15 protein-coding genes are annotated in these 15,013 nt (G+C 71.9%); 9 read left to right on the top strand and 6 right to left on the bottom strand.

Translation table 11 applies throughout. From position 1 onward, the window contains the following. Positions 1–4 precede the first annotated feature (4 nt). Both hydA and AOM06_RS11215 read right to left on the bottom strand, forming a co-directional pair. Entirely contained in the window at positions 5–1,441 is a 1,437-nt protein-coding gene (hydA, locus tag AOM06_RS11220) for a dihydropyrimidinase (RefSeq protein WP_062305950.1), read from the bottom strand. A gap of 13 nt (positions 1,442–1,454) precedes the next feature. Further along, the gene (locus tag AOM06_RS11215; RefSeq protein WP_062305948.1) at positions 1,455–2,303 is read right to left on the bottom strand and encodes a nitrilase-related carbon-nitrogen hydrolase; all 849 of its coding nucleotides are present in this window, start codon (positions 2,301–2,303) and stop codon (positions 1,455–1,457) included. Positions 2,304–2,431: 128 nt separating this feature from the next. Here AOM06_RS11215 and AOM06_RS11210 point away from each other — a divergent pair, with 128 nt between their 5' ends. The 5 genes from AOM06_RS11210 to cofD all read left to right on the top strand — a co-directional run bounded on the left by AOM06_RS11210 (position 2,432) and on the right by cofD (position 7,728). After that, positions 2,432–3,829, top strand: a complete 1,398-nt coding sequence (locus tag AOM06_RS11210) for an aminotransferase class I/II-fold pyridoxal phosphate-dependent enzyme (RefSeq protein WP_062305945.1) — start codon at positions 2,432–2,434, stop codon at positions 3,827–3,829. Positions 3,830–3,930: 101 nt separating this feature from the next. Beyond that, positions 3,931–4,932 carry a putative F420-0 ABC transporter substrate-binding protein gene (locus AOM06_RS11205; protein WP_062305942.1) on the top strand — a complete coding sequence of 334 codons (1,002 nt, stop codon included), beginning with the start codon at positions 3,931–3,933 and terminating at the stop codon, positions 4,930–4,932. After that, positions 4,929–5,966: an iron chelate uptake ABC transporter family permease subunit gene (locus AOM06_RS11200; RefSeq protein ID WP_062305940.1), complete on the top strand. Its 1,038-nt coding sequence runs from the start codon at positions 4,929–4,931 to the stop codon at positions 5,964–5,966. Before AOM06_RS11205 ends, AOM06_RS11200 begins: the two co-directional genes overlap by 4 nt. Next, positions 5,957–6,757, top strand: coding sequence for an ABC transporter ATP-binding protein (locus AOM06_RS11195; protein WP_062305937.1), 801 nt, complete (start codon positions 5,957–5,959; stop codon positions 6,755–6,757). Before AOM06_RS11200 ends, AOM06_RS11195 begins: the two co-directional genes overlap by 10 nt. After that, the gene (gene cofD / locus AOM06_RS11190; RefSeq protein WP_228372937.1) at positions 6,754–7,728 is read left to right on the top strand and encodes a 2-phospho-L-lactate transferase; all 975 of its coding nucleotides are present in this window, start codon (positions 6,754–6,756) and stop codon (positions 7,726–7,728) included. Before AOM06_RS11195 ends, cofD begins: the two co-directional genes overlap by 4 nt. A 7-nt stretch (positions 7,729–7,735) precedes the next feature. Here the strand turns inward: cofD and cofC are convergent, their stop codons facing one another. The 4 genes from cofC to AOM06_RS11170 form a co-directional block, all read right to left on the bottom strand. After that, the gene (cofC, locus tag AOM06_RS11185) at positions 7,736–8,356 is read right to left on the bottom strand and encodes a 2-phospho-L-lactate guanylyltransferase (RefSeq protein WP_062305936.1); all 621 of its coding nucleotides are present in this window, start codon (positions 8,354–8,356) and stop codon (positions 7,736–7,738) included. Continuing rightward, positions 8,353–9,156, bottom strand: coding sequence for a coenzyme F420-0:L-glutamate ligase (cofE, locus tag AOM06_RS11180; RefSeq protein WP_062305935.1), 804 nt, complete (start codon positions 9,154–9,156; stop codon positions 8,353–8,355). The genes cofC and cofE overlap by 4 nt, the downstream gene beginning before the upstream one ends. A 5-nt stretch (positions 9,157–9,161) precedes the next feature. Next, complete coding sequence (locus AOM06_RS11175) at positions 9,162–10,160, bottom strand: TIGR03557 family F420-dependent LLM class oxidoreductase (RefSeq protein ID WP_062305934.1); 999 nt, start codon at positions 10,158–10,160, stop codon at positions 9,162–9,164. Between the two features lie 153 nt (positions 10,161–10,313). Next, positions 10,314–10,796 carry a rhodanese-like domain-containing protein gene (locus tag AOM06_RS11170; RefSeq protein ID WP_062305932.1) on the bottom strand — a complete coding sequence of 161 codons (483 nt, stop codon included), beginning with the start codon at positions 10,794–10,796 and terminating at the stop codon, positions 10,314–10,316. Positions 10,797–11,025: 229 nt separating this feature from the next. On the opposite strand from AOM06_RS11170, the gene dnaK reads away from it, so the two are divergent. From dnaK to AOM06_RS11150, 4 genes are all read left to right on the top strand, one after another. Next, entirely contained in the window at positions 11,026–12,894 is a 1,869-nt protein-coding gene (dnaK, locus tag AOM06_RS11165; protein ID WP_062305929.1) for a molecular chaperone DnaK, read from the top strand. Between the two features lie 77 nt (positions 12,895–12,971). Beyond that, entirely contained in the window at positions 12,972–13,553 is a 582-nt protein-coding gene (grpE, locus tag AOM06_RS11160; RefSeq protein WP_062305927.1) for a nucleotide exchange factor GrpE, read from the top strand. 16 nt (positions 13,554–13,569) lie between these two features. Beyond that, positions 13,570–14,532 (top strand): DnaJ C-terminal domain-containing protein, encoded by a 963-nt coding sequence (locus AOM06_RS11155; protein ID WP_062305924.1) that lies wholly within the window; start codon positions 13,570–13,572, stop codon positions 14,530–14,532. A gap of 55 nt (positions 14,533–14,587) precedes the next feature. Then, complete coding sequence (locus AOM06_RS11150; protein WP_062305923.1) at positions 14,588–15,001, top strand: heat shock protein transcriptional repressor HspR; 414 nt, start codon at positions 14,588–14,590, stop codon at positions 14,999–15,001. Positions 15,002–15,013: the final 12 nt, after the last annotated feature.

The following is a 15,013-nucleotide window of genomic DNA, read 5'->3' as shown; positions in this document are numbered from 1 at the left end:
CTCCTCAGATCAGGTACTGCGACAGGCCGCGCTTGAGGAACTGCCCGTGGCCCTTGACGCCGTGGAACGTGTCGTTCTCGACGAGCACACGGCCGCGGGAGATGACCGTGTCGACCTTGCCGTCGATCTCGTAGCCCTCCCACGCGGAGTGGTCCATGTTCATGTGGTGCTTGCCGTCGATGCCGATCGACGTGTGGCCGTTCGGGTCGTAGATGACGATGTCCGCGTCGGCACCGGGCTGGATCACGCCCTTCTTGCCGTACATGCCGAACATGCGCGCCGGCGTGGTCGAGGTGAGCTCGACCCAGCGCTCGAGGGTGATCTGCCCGGTCACGACGCCCTGGTACATGAGGTCCATGCGGTGCTCGACGGAGCCGATGCCGTTGGGGATCTTGCGGAAGTCGCCGAGCCCGAGCTCCTTCTGGTCCTTCATGCAGAAGGGGCAGTGGTCCGTGGAGACCATCTGGAGGTCGTTGGTGCGCAGCGCCTGCCACATGTGGTCCTGGTGGCCCTCGGCACGCGAGCGCACCGGGGTCGAGCACACGTACTTGGCTCCCTCGAAGTCGCCCCACTCCTCGCTGGTCGCGCCGAGCTGCTCCTCGAGCGACATGTAGAGGTACTGCGGGCAGGTCTCGCCGAACACGTTCTTGCCGTTGTCGCGCGCCGCCGCGAGCTGCGCGACCGCCTGCTTGGCGGAGACGTGCACCACGTACAGCGGGGCGCCGGTGATGTCGGAGAGCATGATCGCGCGGTGCGTCGCCTCCTCCTCGGCCTGCCAGACGCGGGCGACACCGTGGTAGTACGGCGAGGTCTTGCCCTGCTTGACCAGCTGCTCCGCGATCACGTCGATGACGGGGCCGTTCTCCGCGTGCATCATCGTGAGCAGGCCGTTGTCCGCTGCGACCTGCATGGCCTTGAGGATCTGAGCGTCGTCGGCGTAGAAGACGCCGGGGTAAGCCATGAACATCTTGTAGCTGGTGATGCCCTCGTCGATGAGCCATGGGAGCGCCGCCAGGGAGTCGTCGTCGACGCCGCCGACGATCTGGTGGAAGCCGTAGTCGACGTGGCAGTTGCCGGCGGCGAGCTCGTGCCAGGCGGCCAGGCCGTCCTGCACCTTGCCGCCGTAGCTCTGGACCGCGAAGTCGACGATGGAGGTGGTGCCTCCCCACGCGGCGGCGGCGGTGCCGGTCTCGAACGTGTCCGAGGCGGAGGTGCCGCCGAACGGCAGCTGCATGTGCGTGTGCGCGTCGATGCCGCCGGGGATGACGTACTTGCCGGTCGCGTCGATGACGCGGTCGACGGTGCTCGGGAGGTCCGCGCCCAGCGAGGTCGAGCCGGGCTGGAGGACGGCGACGATGGTCTCGCCGTCGACGAGCACATCCGCGAGCACGCGGCCCGTGGCGGAGACGACGGTGCCTCCGGTGATCAGCGTGGTGGTCATGTCCGTGCCTCCCCTACGGCGCCGTGATCTCGTCGTACGTGTCGGGACGGCGGTCGCGGTAGAACTGCCAGTCGTCGCGCATCTCCTGCACGAGCCCCAGGTCGAGGTCGCGGATGAGGATCTCCTCCGACTCGCCCGAGCCGAGCTCGCCGACGTAGTTGCCGCGCGGGTCGACGATCTGCGAGGTGCCGTAGAAGTTCACGGCCTCGTCCCCGTACTCGTTGTCCTCGAGACCCACGCGGTTGGGCGCGAGCACGAAGTACCCGTTGGCGACGGCCGCGGCGGGCTGCTCGATCTCCCACAGGCGGTTGCTGAGGCCCGGCTTGGTCGCGTTGGGGTTGAAGGCGAGGTGCGCCCCGTTGAGGCCCAGCTCGCGCCACGCCTCGGGGAAGTGGCGGTCGTAGCAGATGATGACGCCGACCTTGCCGACCGCGGTGTCGAACACCGGGTAGCCCATGTTGCCCGGGCGGAAGTAGAACTTCTCCCAGAACTTCTCGACGTGCGGGATGTGGTTCTTGCGGTACTTGCCCAGGATGGTGCCGTCCGCATCCACCACCACGGCGGTGTTGTAATAGACGCCGGTCTGCGCCTCCTCGTAGATCGGGAGGACCATCACCATCGACAGCTCCTTCGCGAGCGCCGCGAAGCGCTGGACGATGGGCCCGTCGGCCGGCTCGGCGAAGCGGTAGTACTTCTTGTCCTGGGTGATGCCGAAGTAGGGGCCGTAGAAGAGCTCCTGGAAGCAGATGACCTGGGCGCCCTGCGCCGCCGCCGTCCGCGCGAACTGCTCGTGCTTGTCGAGCATGGACTCCTTGTCACCCGTCCACGTGGTCTGGGTGATGGCCGCCCTGATCACCGTCATGTCGTCTCCTCGCGCTCTTTCCAGTCCGATGCAGTGACTGTTACTGTCGCGATTGAACATTTCCCTTGGGTTACCTGCTGTAACAGGTTTATGAACGCTCACGCCCAGATCGGACGAAAGGAGGGCGGGTGGCGCTGATCGACCGTCTGGCCAGCCAGATCGAGGAGCCGAGCCCCCAGGGGATCGCCTCCGCCCTGTCGATGCTCATCCGCACGGGGGAGGTCGCCCCGCGCACGCGGCTGCCCACCGTCCGCGACGTGGCCAAGCGGCTCGAGGTGAGCCCGGGCACCGTGAGCGCGGCGTGGCACGGGCTGGTCGACGCGGGGCTCATCGAGGCCCGCGGCCGCGCCGGGTCGTACGTGCTCGAGCCCCGCACGCCCTGGCTCACGACGCGCTCGGGCCACCTCGCGGAGGTCGCCGCCGCCACGCCTCCCGGCGTCGAGCGCCTCGAGCTGGCGATCGGGATCCCCGACCCGCTGCTGCTGCCGGACATCACCGCGGCGCTCGAGCGCGTGGCGCCCTCGCGGGCCGCCGTCGGCTCGTACCTTCAGCCCCCGCTGCTACCCGAGCTCGAGGCGCCGCTGCGCGCGCTGTGGCCCGCCCCCGTCCAGGCCCTCACCGTGCTCGACGGGGTCATGGACGGCATCGAGCGCGCGCTGCGCTCGGTCGCACGGTTCGGCGACCGCGTCATCGTCGAGACCCCGACCTTCCCCATGCTGCTCGACCTGCTCGAGCACCTCCACCTCATGGCGGTGCCCGTGCGGATGGACGCGCACGGGATCATCCCCGCGAGCCTCGAGGCCGCGCTCGCCTCGCGCCCAGCCGCGGTGATCCTCCAGCCCCGCGCGCAGAACCCCACCGGCATCTCGATGACCGCGTCGCGCGCCGACGAGCTCGCGACGGTGCTCACCGGTCACCGCTACGGCCGCGACGCCGTCATCATCGAGGACGACCACACCGGGCTGGTCTCCGCCGCCCAGCCCGTGAGCCTCGGGGCGTGGATCCCGCAGCGCACGCTGCGCGTCGCCGGCTTCTCCAAGTCGCACGGCCCCGACCTGCGGATCGCGGCGCTCGGCGGACCCGCGAGCGCCATCGAGCGCATCGTCGGCTACCGCGTCCTGGGCCCCGGCTGGACGTCGCGCCTGCTCCAGGCGATCCTCCACGACCTCCTCACCAGCCGCGCCTCGGTGCACGCCGTGGACCGCGCTCGCCACGCGTACTTCCTGCGCCAGCGCGAGCTCGCCGCCTGCCTCGCCGCCGCGGGGCTCGACGTCCCGCTCGCGGACGGCCTCAACGCCTGGATCCCCGTGGCCGACGAGCACGCCGCCCGCATCACGCTGGCTGCGCACGGCATCAACGTGAGCCGCGGCAGCACCTTCGTGGTGCCGGCCGCGGTCGACTCCGATGCGCCGGGCCCGCACACGGGCGACCACATCCGCGTGAGCGTGGGGGCGCTGCGCGAGTCCGTCCCGTCCGTCGCCGCGGCGATCGCGGCGGCGGCATCCGGGCGCGAAACATCGGGGTAATGCCAGGTGATTAACCTTCGCGCACACCTCGGGACGCCGCAGCCGACGCTGTCCCGCCCCCGCTCGGCCACCCCGAGCCGCCCGTCGCCCCAGGAGGACCCATGAGCCGCCTCGCCCCCACCGCCGCGGTCCTCGCGTGCACGCTCGGCCTCGCCGCGTGCACAGGCGCGGGATCGCCGACGCCCACCGTCGCCCCCACCGTCGCGATCGGCGACGCGCACGCCCTCGTCACGGTCGACAACTGCGGCGTCCTGGTGGAGTCCGCGGGGACCCCCACGCGCATCGTCGCCGTGAAGTCGACCACCACGGAGCTGCTGGTCGAGCTCGGCCTCGCCGACGCCATCGTCGGGGCGGCCTTCCTCGACGGCCCGATCGAGCCGCCGTACACGACGCTCGACTCGGACATCCCGGTGCTGTCCGAGTTCCTCCCGGGCCAGGAGGCGACGCTCGCGCTCGAGCCCGACGCGATCGTCGCGGGGTGGGAGTCCAACTTCGCGGCGGACGGCGTGGGCGAACGGGACGCGCTCGCGGAGCGCGGGATCCTCACGTACGTCGCCCCCTCCGCGTGCAAGGAGCCCGGGTACCAGCCCGACCCGATGACCTTCGACGCGCTCTTCGCCCAGATCGAGGAGGCGGGCGAGCTGTTCGGGGTGCCGGACGCCGCCGCCACGCTCGTCACCCGCATGAGCACCGACCTCGAAGCGATCGAGCCCGACGGGCGCGACCTCACGGCGCTCTGGTACAGCTCGGGCACCGACTCGCCCTACGTGGGCGCCGGCATCGGGGCGCCGCAGATGATGATGGAGGCGGCCGGGCTCGCCAACGTCTTCGAGGACGTCCACGACACGTGGACCTCCGCCACATGGGAGGCCGTGGTCGAGGCGGACCCCGACGTGATCGTCCTGGTCGACGCGTCGTGGAACACCGCCGAGGACAAGATCGCGATGCTCGAGGACAACCCGGCCACCGCGGCGCTCAGCGCGGTCAAGGCCGGCGCCTACGTCATCGTCCCGTTCGCGGGCGCCGAGGCCGGTGTCCGCAACGTCGAGACGGTCGCGTCCCTGGTCGACCAGCTCGCGACGGCGGTGCCGGACGGTTCATGAGCGCAGGCCGCGACCGACGCGCACGCGTCCTCACCGCCGCCCTCGCTGCGGCGCTGCTCGCGTCCGTCGCGATCGCCGTGACCATCGGGGTCGCGGGACTCGGCCCGCTCGAGGCGTGGCGCATCCTCGCCGCCCACCTCACGGGTGACGCGACGGCGGGCACCGCCGATGCGATCGTGTGGTCCATCCGCGCGCCGCGCGTCCTCACCGCAGCGCTCGTGGGCGCGGGGCTCGCCGCCGCGGGCGTGGTCATGCAGGGCCTCACGCGCAACCCGCTCGCCGATCCCTACCTGCTGGGGCTGTCCTCCGGCGCCTCGCTCGGCGCCGTCGGGGTGCTGCTCCTCGGGATCGGCTCGGCTCTGGCCCTCTCGATCGCGCTGCCGATCGCGGCGTTCCTCGGCGCGCTGCTCGCGCTCGGCGCGGCGCTCGGGATCGCGCGGCTCGCCGGCAGCCTCAGCCCGACCATCGTGGTGCTGGCCGGCATCGCGGTGTCGCAGCTGCTCGCGGCGTGCACCTCGCTGGTCATCGTGGTCACCGCGAAGGGAGACGCGTACCGGCAGGTGCTGAGCTGGCTGCTCGGCTCGCTCGCGGGATCCACGTGGACCACGGTGGCGATCGCGGCCGTGGCGCTCGCGCTCGTCTACCCGCTGCTCCGCCTCCACGCGGCCCCGCTCGATGCCTTGACGCTCGGCGACGCCGCCGCGGAGGCGCTCGGCATCTCGACGCGCCGCACGCGGCTCACCTTGTTCGTCGCGGTCTCGCTCCTCACGGGCGCCATGGTCTCCACGAGCGGGGCGATCGGCTTCGTCGGGCTCATCATCCCCCACCTGGTCCGCGGCCTGGTCGGCGGCCTGCACCGGCACGTGCTGCCCGCGGCGGCGCTCGGCGGCGCGGTGTTCCTGCTGTGGGCGGACACCCTGGCGCGCACCATGCTCGACCCGCGCGAGATCCCCGTGGGCATCGTCACGGCGCTCGTGGGGGTGCCGGTGTTCGTGGTGGTGCTGAGGCATGCGAGGGGGACCGCATGGAGGTGAGGGTCGAGTCGCTCGCGGCGACGCGCGCGCACCGCGAGGTGCTCACGGACGTGTCCTTCACGGTCGCCCCCGGGGAGATCGTGGGGCTGCTGGGCCCCAACGGCGCGGGCAAGTCGACGCTGCTCGCCTCGATCGCGGGGATGCTCGCGCCCACGCGCGGCTCGGTGCTGCTCGACGGCGAGCCGGCGCATCGCCTGCCCCGCCGCGACATCGCGCGCCGCGTCGCGCTCATGGAGCAGCAGCCCGACCGGGACATCCCGCTGCGCGCGGCGGACATCGTCGAGCTGGGCCTCCTGCCGTTCCGGGGCCGCTTCGATCGCGGCGGGTCCGCGCACGATGCGGCGCTCGCGCGGGAGGCGCTCGCGACGGCGGGCGCGGCGCACGTCGCGGACCGGCCGTGGACAGAGCTGTCGGGCGGCGAGCGGCAACGCGTCTCGCTGGCCCGCGCGCTCGTGCAGCGGCCGCGGCTGCTGCTGCTCGACGAGCCCACCAACCACCTCGACGTGCGCGCGCAGCTCGACACGCTCGCGTTCGTCGCGGGTCTGGGGATCACCGCCGTCGCCGCGCTTCACGATCTGGACCATGCCGCGCGCCTGTGCTCGCGCATCGTGCTGCTGGACCGGGGCCGCGTGGCGGCGGTCGGCGCCCCAGCGGAGGTGCTCACACCCGACGTGATCGCGGCCGTCTACGGCGTGCGCGCGACCGTGCTCACGCATCCCGAGGACGGCCGGCCCGTCATCGCGCTCGATGGCGCCGTCGACTCGACGCCACCACCCGAGGAGGGCTCATGACCGACACCCTGCGCATCGTCGCGCTGTCCGGAGGCGTGGGAGGCGCGCGCTTCCTGCGCGGGCTCCTCGCGTGGGGGGAGGCGTCCGCGACGCCGCTCGACGTCACGGTGATCGCGAACACGGGCGACGACATGCGCCTGCACGGCCTCCAGGTCTGCCCGGACATGGACACGGTCATGTACACGCTCGGCGGCGCGATCCACGAGGACCAGGGCTGGGGACGCGCCGATGAGCGCTTCACCGTCGCCGAGGAGCTGCGACCCTACGGCGTGGGCTGGGAATGGTTCACGCTGGGCGATCGCGACCTGGCGACGCACCTCGCGCGCACCTCGCTGCTCGCGTCCGGCGCCACCCTCAGCGAGGCCACCGCGCGCCTCGCCTCGCGCTGGGACCTGCCCGTGACGCTGCTGCCCATGAGCGACCAGCCCGTCGAGACGCATGTCGAGCTCGCCTCCGGCGAGACGGTCCACTTCGAGGAGTGGTGGGTGCGCACGCGCGCGGCCGCGCCCGCGCGCCGGTTCGTGCAGGCACGCGTGGAGGAGGCGCGACCCGCGCCCGGCGTGCTCGAGGCCATCGGGGCGGCGGACATGGTGCTGCTGCCGCCGTCGAACCCGGTGGTCTCGGTCGGCACGATTCTGGGCGTGCCTGGCCTCGCGGACGCGCTGCGCGCCTCTGCCGCACCGCTCGTGGGGGTCTCCCCGATCATCGGCGGCGCCGCGGTCCGCGGCATGGCCGAGGCGTGCCTCGCCACGCTCGGCGTGTCGGCCACGGCCTCCGGGGTCGCGCTCGACTACCGCGCGCGGCACGGCCTCCTGGATGGCTGGCTCGTGGACGATGCGGACGCCGGGTCCGTGCCCGAGCTCGAGGCGGCGGGAGTCGCCGCCGTGGCGCGTCCCCTGTGGATGACCGACGTCGACGCGACCGCGGCGATCGCCGGGGCGGCCGTGGATCTCGCGCTGCGGCTGCGGTAGCGGAGGTCTACGCCGCGGAGACCAGCCGGAGCGCCGCGGCGGTGCGCTCCCCGACGCCCAGCCGATGGGCCCGCTCGAGGTCCGCGACGGTGTCGACATCCGCGCGGGCGCGGATCGGCGCGTCGAGCTCGACGTAGCCGGCACGCCCGTGACGGGTGAAGGAGCGGGGACCGAAGCTCGCGGCGAGGCCGCCGTCGCGGGCCATGAGCATCGTGGTGCCGTGGCATGCGACGTCCCCGACCATGGAGCGTGGGCGTCGCCGCGCAACGTCGAGGACCGCGGCCAGGTCCTCGGGACGCAGCGACGGGAGGTCGCCCAGCACCACTGCGACCGGCCCCGTCACCAGCGCGGCCGCGTGGCGCACCGCCGCGTTGAGCCCCGCGGCCGATCCCTGACGGAGCATCCGCACGCGCGGGCAGGCCTCGCCCAGCCAGGCCTCGTCGAGCTCGGACACACCTGCGATCACCAGCACCTTGTCGATCCCGGGCGTGGCCGCGACCGCCGCGATGGTGTCCGCGCTGAAGGCGGCCGCGAGCACTGCGCGCGGCACGCCGTCGATCTCCTCGGGAAGCCGCGACTTCGCGCGTGCCCCGCCCTTGACCGGCACGATCGCCGTCCAGGCCGTCATGAGCGCGGCTCCCGTGCATCGTCGCCCAGGGCCTCGGCCATGCGCATACCGGCCTCGTGGCCCTCGGCGAAGGCCTCGTCCGAGCCGAGCCTGAACATGTCCCCCTCCGCGCCCCGCACCAGGAGCGCGACGCCCGGCCCGGGCTCGTCGATCACGGCGTCGAGCCCGCGCACCACGGCCACCGGCGTGCCACCGGCCTTTCCCTTGGCCAGGTCCGCCGCGGCCGCGATCTCATCCACGAGCGCGGTCACGGAGACCGTCAGCACGCGCCCGTGCGAGTCCTCGCCGCCGCGATGGTCCTCGACCACGCGGACGTAGGCCGCCCCGATCGCAAGGTCGGTCTGCGCATGCCGCCACGGCCTGCCGAACGTGTCCGTCACCACCGCGCCGATACGCGCGCCGGTGCGCTCGCGCAGGCCGCGCACCAGCTGTCGCGCCGAGCCGTCGGGGTCCACCGGGAGCAGCAGCACGTGGCCCTCGGGCACGTTGGACGCGTCGACGCCGGCCGCTGCCATGACGAAGCCGTGGCGCGTCTCGGTGATGCGCGTGACGCCGCCGTCGGCGCGCGGCCGGCTCGCGACCACGCGGACCGCCTCGGCGGTGATCGCGTCCTCGCGGTCCTCGGCCGGCACCGTCCGCCCCTCGGCCTTGGACACGATCTTGCTCGCGACCACCAGGACGTCGCCGCTCTCGAGCGGGGTGCCGCTCTCCAGGATCGCGGCCTCGATGAGCGCGGGCAGGTCGTCGCCCTGCCGCACCTCGCCCAGACCCTCGAGGGCCCACACGCTCAACGCGGGCATCGTCCCTACCTCCCCAGCCGGGGGAGGACCTCGCGCGAGAACACGTCGATCCACTCGCGCTGGTTGCGGCCCACGTTGTGCAGGTAGATGCGGTCGAAGCCGAGATCCACGAAGCGCTGGATGTACGCGCGGTGGACGTCCGGGTCCTCGCTGATGACCATGCGGCCCTCGAAGTCCTCGGGACGCACCAGCTTCGCGATCTGCTCGAGCTCGTGCGGCGAGCGGATGTCGCCCTTGGGGAACTTCATGCCGCCGTTGGGCCACTCGGTCATCGCGTTCTTGAGCGCCTCCTCGTAGGTGGGCGCCCAGGACAGGTGGAGCTGCAGCACCTTCGGGGCGTTCTCCGGATCGCGGCCGGACTCCCGCATGCCTGCGTCGAAGCGCGCGAACAGGCCCTCGATCTTCTCGAGCGGCGCGCCGACGGTGATGAGGCCGTCCGCGACCGCGCCCGCCTTCTTCGCCGTGATGGGACCGGCGGTGGCGATGAGAATCTCCGGAGGGACCTCCGGCATGGTCCACAGGCGCGTGGACTCGAGCTTGTAGTAGCGGCCGGAGTGCTTGACGTCCTTCTTGTCACCTGCGGCGAAGAGCTTGCGGATGATCTCGATGGCCTCGAACATCCGGTCGATGCGCTCGGGGACCTCGGGCCAGTACTGGCCGACGATGTGCTCGTTGAGCGCCTCGCCGCTGCCCAGGCCCAGCCAGTGGCGGCCGGGGTACATCGCGGCCAGGGTGGCGGAGGCCTGCGCGACCATCGCGGGGTGCCAGCGGAACGTCGGGGCCGTGACGCCCGGGCCCATGTCACCGGTGGTGCGCTCGCCGATCGCGGTGAGCACGTTCCACACGAAGGCCGACTGCCCCTGCTGCGGCACCCACGGCTGGAAGTGGTCGGCGGCCATGACGCCGCTGAAGCCCTTCGACTCCGCGTAGGCGCTCAGCTCGACCGCCTCCATGGGCGCGAACTGCTCGAGCATCGCCGCGTAGCCCACCGTCAGATCCGCCATCGCCGTCCCTTCTCTCGGGTGCGCCGATGTTATTCACATGAACATTTCGTGTGCGTAACACCGTCCTGCCTCGACTCTCGCACGCCAGCGGGACATGGGTGCAGGATCCGCGGGGGATCCTGCACCCATGTCCCGCCAGGGCACCGGGCCCGGTCAGCAGTCGCAGGCGATGCGCGCGCCGGCGGCGGGGAGCGGAGACGTGAGCGGGTCGACCGGGTAGGTCGCGTCGACCACCGCGCCGTCCGCGTTCACGGCATCCACGGGCAGGCCCTCGCGCGCCCAGTACTCGAAGCCGCCGATCATCTCCTTCACCTCGTAGCCGAGCTCCGTGATGATCAGCCCCGCCCGGGTCGCGCCGTTGCAGGCGGGGCCCCAGCAGTAGACGACGAACCGGGTCCCCGGAGCGAACTCCGCGGGGATGCGCGCAGGCATGTCCGGCTTGGGCATGTGCAGCGCGCCACGGGCGTGTCCCTGCTCCCACGCCTCCCGGGAGCGCGTGTCGATGAACACAAATCCCGGATCGCCGGCCTCGAGAGCGGCGTGGGCATCGGACACGTCGGTCTCGAAGGCGAGGCGGCCGGCGAAGTGCGCGCGGGCGGCGGCGAGGTGGGCGGCGAGGTCCGTGGCGGTGTCCATACGGCGAGGCTAGGCACGATGCGCGGGGCCAGTCGAGCGCCGTCAGGCACCGGGCGCCCGCTACCCGACCCCCACCAGGGCACTTCCTGAGAAGTTGAGCAGAGTTGGCTCAACTCTTGCCCGGTCAACTTGACACCCGCCATCACGCGATTTAAGTTGAGTCTCAGTCGCTCAACTCCCGAGCGAGGCAGATCACGCGGCGAGCGCCGCGACTGGAGGAAGAACAGACATGGCACGTGCAGTAGGCATCGACCTCGGCACCACCAACTCCGTGGTGTCGGTCCTCGAGGGTGGCGAGCCCACCGTCATCGCGAACGCCGAGGGCGCCCGCACCACCCCGTCGGTGGTCGCGTTCTCGAAGACCGGCGAGGTCCTCGTCGGCGAGATCGCGAAGCGCCAGGCCGTCACCAACGTCGACCGCACCATCGCGTCCGTGAAGCGCCACATGGGCACCGACTGGACCAAGGAGATCGACGACAAGAAGTACACGCCGCAGGAGATCTCCGCCCGCATCCTGGGCAAGCTCAAGCGCGACGCCGAGGAGTACCTGGGCGAGAAGGTGACCGATGCGGTCGTCACCGTGCCGGCCTACTTCAACGACCACGAGCGCCAGGCCACCAAGGAGGCCGGCGAGATCGCGGGCCTCAACGTCCTGCGCATCGTCAACGAGCCCACCGCCGCGGCCCTCGCGTACGGCCTCGACAAGGGCAAGGAGGACGAGCACATCCTGGTCTTCGACCTCGGCGGCGGCACGTTCGACGTGTCCCTCCTCGAGGTGGGCAAGGACGAGGACGACTTCTCGACCATCCAGGTGAAGGCCACCGCCGGCGACAACCGCCTCGGCGGCGACGACTGGGACCAGCGCATCGTCGACCACCTGGTCAAGGAGGTCAAGAACACCGAGGGCGTGGACCTCTCCAAGGACCGCTCCGCGCTGCAGCGCCTCCGCGAGGCCGCCGAGCAGGCCAAGAAGGAGCTGAGCTCCGCGCAGCAGACCACCATCTCGCTGCAGTACCTCTCGATCGGCGAGAACGGCCCCGTCCACCTCGACACCAAGCTCACCCGCGCGCAGTTCCAGCAGATGACGCAGGACCTGCTCGAGCGCACCAAGGCGCCGTTCCACCAGGTCATCAAGGACGCCGGCATCAAGCTGAGCGAGATCGACCACGTGCTGCTGGTCGGCGGCTCGACCCGCATGCCCGCCGTCTCCGAGGTCGTCAAGGAGCTCACGGGCGGCAAGGAGCCCAACAAGGGCGTCAACCCCGATGAGGTCGTCGCCGTGGGCGCCACGCTCCAGGCGGGCGTCATCAAGGGCGAGCGCAAGGACGTCCTGCTCATCGACGTGACGCCGCTGAGCCTGGGCATCGAGACCAAGGGCGGCGTCATGACCACCCTGATCGAGCGCAACACCGCGATCCCGACCAAGTCCTCCGAGGTCTTCTCGACCGCCGAGGACAACCAGCCCTCCGTGCTGATCCAGGTCTACCAGGGCGAGCGCCAGTTCGCCCGCGACAACAAGATGCTCGGCACGTTCGAGCTGGGCGGCATCGCGCCGGCCCCGCGCGGCGTCCCGCAGATCGAGGTGACCTTCGACATCGACGCGAACGGCATCGTCCACGTCCACGCGAAGGACCGCGGCACCGGCAAGGAGCAGTCGATCACCGTGTCGGGCGGCTCGGCCCTGTCCAAGGACGACATCGACCGCATGGTCAAGGACGCCGAGGAGCACGCGGAGGAGGACAAGAAGCGCCGCGAGGCCGCCGAGACCCGCAACAACGCCGAGACCTTCGCCTACTCGACCGAGAAGATCCTGTCCGAGAACGAGGACAAGGTCCCCGCCGAGATCGCGGAGGAGGTCAAGACCGCGATCGCCGACGTCAAGACGGCGCTCGAGGGCGACGACACCGACGACGTCAAGGCGAAGCACGACGTGCTCGTCGAGAAGGCGCAGAAGATCGGCGAGGCCGTCTACGCGGCCCAGCAGGCCGAGGGCGTCAACGTCGACGAGGACTCCGCGGCGCAGACCGCCGGAAGCGCCCCGCAGGACGACGACATCGTCGACGCGGAGATCGTCGACGACGAGGACGAGCAGAAGTAACGGCACGACGGCGGGCGCGCGGCACCCGGTCACGACGACCGAGCCGCCGCCCGCCGTCTCCCCATGTGGAGGCAGACATGACCGACAGCACCAACAGCGTTCCCGAGCCCCAGGACGATGCGGAGGCCCAGGCCGAGCGCATCGTGAACGAGGCGGCGGCCAGCTTCCTGGACGAGGACAAGGACGGCCTCGACGACCTCACGGCCGACGAGGCGGGCGCGGACGACGCGCTCAACGCCGCGTACACGAAGGCGGCGGAGCACCTCGCCGACCTCCAGCGGCTCCAGGCCGAGTACCAGAACTACCGCAAGCGCGTGGACCGCGACCGCGAGCTCATCGGCGTCAACGCGACCGCGAAGGCCATCGAGGCGCTCATCCCCGCGCTCGACGACATCGCGGCGGCGCGCGACCACGGCGACCTCGCCGACGGCCCGTTCGCGGCCATCGCGGCGAAGCTCGAGGGCGCGCTCGGCGGCCTCGGCTGGTCCGCGTACGGCGAGAAGGGCGACGCGTTCGACCCGCAGCTGCACGAGGCGCTCATGTCCCAGCCCAGCACCGAGGTGACCGAGCCGACGGTGCAGCACGTGGCGCAGCCGGGCCACAAGGTGGGCGAGCGCGTGCTGCGCCCCGCGCGCGTCATCGTCGCGCAGCCCGAGTAGGACGGAGGGAGGCGCCATGGCCAGCCAGGACTGGTTCAACAAGGACTTCTACGCGACGCTCGGCGTCTCCAAGGAGTCCTCGCAGGACGACATCAAGAAGGCGTACCGCAAGCTCGCTCGCGACCTTCACCCCGACCGCAACCCCGGCGACGCGGCGTCCGAGAAGCGCTTCAAGGACGTGGGAGAGGCCTACGCGGTGCTCTCCGACGGCGAGCAGCGCAAGCAGTACGACGCGGTGCGGGCGATGGGCGGGGGCGCGCGCTTCCAGGCCGGCGGCGCCGGCGGTGCGGGCGGCTTCGAGGACATCCTCGGCGGCATGTTCGGCGGCGGCGGCGGGACGCGCTTCCAGACCGGCGGCGCCGGCGGTGCGGGCGGCTTCGAGGACATCCTCAGCGGGATGTTCGGCGGCGGCGGCTTCAACCGTGGCCCGCAGAAGGGCGGCGACCTCGCGGCCGCCGTCGAGGTCTCCTTCCGCCAGGCGGCGGAGGGCGCGACCGTCGCGCTCAGCACCTCCAACGGCCGCGTCTCCACGCGGCTGCCTGTGGGCGTGCGTGACGGCCAGCGGATCCGTGTGCCGGGCAAGGGGCGCGCGGGCACCAACGGCGGACCGGCGGGCGACCTGCTGCTCACCGTGCATGTGCAGAAGCACCCGGTGTTCACCGCGGACGGGCTCAACCTCCGCGTGCGCGTGCCGGTGCGGTTCGACGAGGCCGCGCTGGGCGCCCAGGTCGAGGTGCCCACGCTCACCGGCGACCGCGTCAAGGTCAAGGTGCCGGGCGGCACACAGTCGGGCACCACGTTGCGCGTCAAGGGCAAGGGCCTGAGCTCGCGCAAGGGCACGGGCGACATGCTCGTCACCATCGAGGTGATGGTGCCCCAGAAGCTGTCGCGCGACTCGAAGAAGGCGCTCGAGGCCCTGATGAGCACGTTCCGCGACGAGGACCCGCGCGAGGCGCTGTTCAAGGACTCCTCGCGGTAGGGGTCCCACCAGGGACGATGCACGCCCGCTAGCGTGGGCCGGAAGGAGGTGGACCGTGGAGCAGCCCGACGTGGACGAGCCCGTGTTCCTCATCTCCGCCGCCGCGGAGCTCGCAGGCATGCACGCGCAGACGCTGCGCCAGTACGACCGGCTCGGCTTGGTGGTCCCCCGCCGCCGGCCGGGCGGCGGCCGCCGCTACTCGCTGCGCGACGTGGCGACGCTCCGGGAGATCCAGCGCATGAGCCAGGAGGAGGGCATCAACCTCGCCGGCATCAAGCGCATCCTCCACCTCGCGCACGAGGTCCAGCGCCTCGAGCGCGAGGTCGAGCGGCTGCGACCGCGCGCGGACACGGGGTCGCGCATCTTCACCACGGGCCCGACTGGCAACGTCGTGATCGTCGAGCGGGGTCGGCGCGCGCGGCGCGATGAGGGCCGCGCCGTGGTCCTGTGGGCCGCGCCGCGGGACTGAGCCCCGGCGGCG

This window comes from Demequina subtropica (assembly GCF_000971235.1).
Lineage (GTDB): Bacteria > Actinomycetota > Actinomycetes > Actinomycetales > Demequinaceae > Demequina > Demequina subtropica.
The sequence above is the reverse complement of the archived record's forward strand: the minus strand, read 5'-3'. Positions and strand labels throughout refer to the sequence as shown.

Excerpts from the sequence above, each read along its gene's own strand:
- AOM06_RS11155 (WP_062305924.1), top strand. The coding sequence starts at position 13,570 with ATGGCCAGCCAGGACTGGTTCAACAAGGACTTCTACGCGACGCTCGGC.
- dnaK (WP_062305929.1), top strand. The coding sequence starts at position 11,026 with ATGGCACGTGCAGTAGGCATCGACCTCGGCACCACCAACTCCGTGGTG.
- cofD (WP_228372937.1), top strand. The coding sequence starts at position 6,754 with ATGACCGACACCCTGCGCATCGTCGCGCTGTCCGGAGGCGTGGGAGGC.
- cofC (WP_062305936.1), bottom strand. The coding sequence starts at position 8,356 with ATGACGGCCTGGACGGCGATCGTGCCGGTCAAGGGCGGGGCACGCGCG.
- AOM06_RS11175 (WP_062305934.1), bottom strand. The coding sequence starts at position 10,160 with ATGGCGGATCTGACGGTGGGCTACGCGGCGATGCTCGAGCAGTTCGCG.
- AOM06_RS11205 (WP_062305942.1), top strand. The coding sequence starts at position 3,931 with ATGAGCCGCCTCGCCCCCACCGCCGCGGTCCTCGCGTGCACGCTCGGC.
- grpE (WP_062305927.1), top strand. The coding sequence starts at position 12,972 with ATGACCGACAGCACCAACAGCGTTCCCGAGCCCCAGGACGATGCGGAG.
- hydA (WP_062305950.1), bottom strand. The coding sequence starts at position 1,441 with ATGACCACCACGCTGATCACCGGAGGCACCGTCGTCTCCGCCACGGGC.
- AOM06_RS11200 (WP_062305940.1), top strand. The coding sequence starts at position 4,929 with ATGAGCGCAGGCCGCGACCGACGCGCACGCGTCCTCACCGCCGCCCTC.
- AOM06_RS11195 (WP_062305937.1), top strand. The coding sequence starts at position 5,957 with ATGGAGGTGAGGGTCGAGTCGCTCGCGGCGACGCGCGCGCACCGCGAG.
- AOM06_RS11215 (WP_062305948.1), bottom strand. The coding sequence starts at position 2,303 with ATGACGGTGATCAGGGCGGCCATCACCCAGACCACGTGGACGGGTGAC.
- cofE (WP_062305935.1), bottom strand. The coding sequence starts at position 9,156 with ATGCCCGCGTTGAGCGTGTGGGCCCTCGAGGGTCTGGGCGAGGTGCGG.
- AOM06_RS11170 (WP_062305932.1), bottom strand. The coding sequence starts at position 10,796 with ATGGACACCGCCACGGACCTCGCCGCCCACCTCGCCGCCGCCCGCGCG.